Here is a 1,680-nt window from a genome sequence, read left to right as displayed (position 1 = left end):
GGACCCCGCGCCCGCCGGCGGCCGGCCCGCGGTGACCGGGGCACGGTGCTCACCGGGATCGGGTCGTCCGTTTCGGACTCGTCGTCGTCTTCGTCGTGGTCCTCGTCGTGGTCCGCGGCGCCGCGGTCGCCCGGGGGGCCGGGGTCCGCGCGGCGGTGGTCCGCGGTGTGCCCGGGGACCGGGCGACGACCGTGCGGTGGTGGTCGTGGTCGTCGTCGAGTGCGGACACCGGTACCCACCGCGGCCCGGCCGGTGACACGGCCGCCTCGGGCGCAGGGCAGGCGGCCGGGTCCACCTCGAGGTAGTCGTCGCCGTCGGTCTCCAGGACCCCGCACACCTGCCGTTCCGGCCCGGTCGAGCAGGCGGTCAGCGGGGCGCCGGCGACGAGGACCAGTGCGAGCGCGGAGAGCCAGGTCGCGGTCCGCACGGCTCAGACCTGCTCGACGTCGAAGTTGACCAGACCGCCCTGGACCTCGGTCACGGTCGCGCGGACGTCGATCGAGTCCTCGCCGGAGGTGACGCGGCAGCCGACGGCCTGGCCGGTGGTGGGGGCGAGGTCGCCGTCGCAGGTGGTGGCGTCGATCGGGACGCCGGCGTTCTGCGCGACGAGCGAGCCGACGGTGTCCTGCAGCAGCGCCTTCGGCACCGGGCGGGGCTCGGTGGTGATGTCGAAGGAGACGTTGTCCCCGTCGACGGCGGTGACGGTGACGACGGCGCCGACCGGCTGGCCACCGGAGTGGAACTCGCAGGTCCGGCTCGCCCCGACGGTCGCGTCGAGGTCGGTGGCGCAGTCGGCCTTCCCGTTGTCGAGGGAGACGCCCTGCGCACCCAGCTTGCTGACGATCTGCTGCTCGACGCTGTCCGCCGGGACGGAGGCGAGGCTGCAGGCCGTGGTGCCGAACAGGACGGTGCTCGTCGCCGCGGCGATCAGGCCGAGCCGGGCGAGGCTGTGCAGGGTGGCGTTCATGGTGTCTCCTCGGGTGGCGGCCCCGGCGGCCCGGGCGGCCGGTGGGGCGAACACCACGAACTCTGCGGTGGGCCACTGGCACTCCACTTGCAGCGGCCTTGCAGGGTCCTGCACGCGGTCCCGCGGAGCGCGGCTCAGGCGCTCCGGCCCACCATCCGGGTGGCGACGGTGCCGCCGTCACCGAGCTCGTCGAGGACCGCGGCGATCGCCGCCCGCCCACCCGCGACGCCCTCGGTGAACGCGGTGGCGTACCGCTCCGCCGACCCGCCGAGCGCGGCCCGGACCAGGGCGGCGTTGCGCTCGGAGTCCTGCGGATCCATCTCCTCGGGCCGGTAGCCGACCTCGCCGCCGACCACGGACACCGCCCCGAGCAGCCGGGCGCCCCGTACGCCGTCCCCGGACTGCCCCAGCGCGCCCGCGAGTGTGTGCACCGCGACCAGCCAGGACGTCACGTCGGGCTCGCCACCGAGGAACCGCACGAGCGACTCCGCCTCGTCCAGCGCGGCCGGGTCGCCGCGGTCGAGCAGGGTCTTCACCAGGTGCCAGCGCGAGGACCCGTCGGCGAACCCGTGCCCGGCCCGCCGCGCGACGGCCACCGCGGACCGCAGCACGTCCAGCGCCGTCGCCGTGTCCCCGCCGAGGCGCGCGAGGTGCCCGGCGGCCATCAGCGTCTCGGACTCACCGGGGCCGTCCCCGGCCGCGCGCGAGACCGC

At 76.3% G+C, this 1,680-nt stretch carries 3 protein-coding genes; all 3 read right to left on the bottom strand.

The features are described 5' to 3' along the window. Positions 1-49 precede the first annotated feature (49 nt). Positions 50-427, bottom strand: coding sequence for a hypothetical protein (locus GTW08_RS06865; RefSeq protein WP_073578055.1), 378 nt, complete (start codon positions 425-427; stop codon positions 50-52). Positions 428-430: 3 nt separating this feature from the next. Then, positions 431-967, bottom strand: coding sequence for a DUF4333 domain-containing protein (locus GTW08_RS06860; RefSeq protein WP_139283011.1), 537 nt, complete (start codon positions 965-967; stop codon positions 431-433). Between the two features lie 134 nt (positions 968-1,101). Next, a partial coding sequence (locus tag GTW08_RS06855) for a hypothetical protein (RefSeq protein WP_202416550.1) occupies positions 1,102-1,680 on the bottom strand: 579 nt, incomplete at its 5' end.

It is taken from the genome of Pseudonocardia sp. SID8383 (assembly GCF_009864975.1).
GTDB lineage: Bacteria > Actinomycetota > Actinomycetes > Mycobacteriales > Pseudonocardiaceae > Pseudonocardia > Pseudonocardia alni.
This window is presented reverse-complemented; position numbering and strand designations above follow the sequence as displayed.